The sequence below is a fragment of the Cupriavidus sp. 05T41 genome (genome assembly GCF_056396525.1).
Window position 1 is genome coordinate 1 of record NZ_JBFTLQ010000207.1, and the last position, 793, is coordinate 793.

A 793-nucleotide genomic window follows, 5' to 3' on the forward strand; every position below is an offset into this window, starting at 1 on the left:
CAGGGACTGGGCCCGGCGGCCAACGTCAATGTCAACGTCAACCAGAACATCCTCCAGCTGCAGAGCGTCAACGTGAACACGCTCAACAACGTCGGCGTGATCGGCTCCGGCCTCGGGCTGGCGATCGATGTCAATCCTTCGCAATGGGCTGCCACCCACGCCAAGGTGTGAACGGCATGCGCCCCGGCACTGTGGCAACCCCGAGGGTTCCACGGCMGGCGCGGGTGTGAAGGCACCATAACGCCGGCGTCGATGCGGGCCCCTCTCTGCACCAGCGGGCCGCTAGCGGGGTCATCGGCGCGAAATCTGGCGGTGGCCGCTCCGCACTCGGCTTGCCCTCAGGCTCTTCGGCCATGAGGGATCCTTTGCGCCAGTAGTGAGCACAGGCTCACGATTCTGCACTCACCGGAAGCGTCCAAGCGCGCAATCCCGGAACTGCTCGGCAAGAGCGCCGACGACTGACGTCGTCCTGCCAGGCGCTGCCAGCTGAACTCCTGCGGCACCCTGCATGCCATCGAGAAGCGTGTCCGTCTGATCGAAACGTCGATCGGGTCGTGAAGCAATCCGCACTATGCAAGAAGATCGCGGACGCGCCMGGCATCGGTCCGATCACCGCCACCGCCACCGCCGTGGTCGCCGCGATCGGCGACGGCAGACCGTTTCGACATCACGAACAAGGCGCTTGCAGAAGGCGTCGGGTCCATACAAGTCCGGATGCAGCGTTTCCTTAATTACCAAAAGTTATCAAAAAAATGATTCGAATGCATTGGACAAATAAATATCAATTCAATAT

General features: G+C 61.4%; 1 pseudogene. It reads left to right on the forward strand.

The annotated features are described in order from the left end of the window. Positions 1-378: 378 nt before the first annotated feature. Positions 379-668, forward strand: a pseudogene (locus tag AC1DKV_RS40510) (IS110 family transposase); the annotation flags it as partial. Positions 669-793 lie beyond the last annotated feature (125 nt).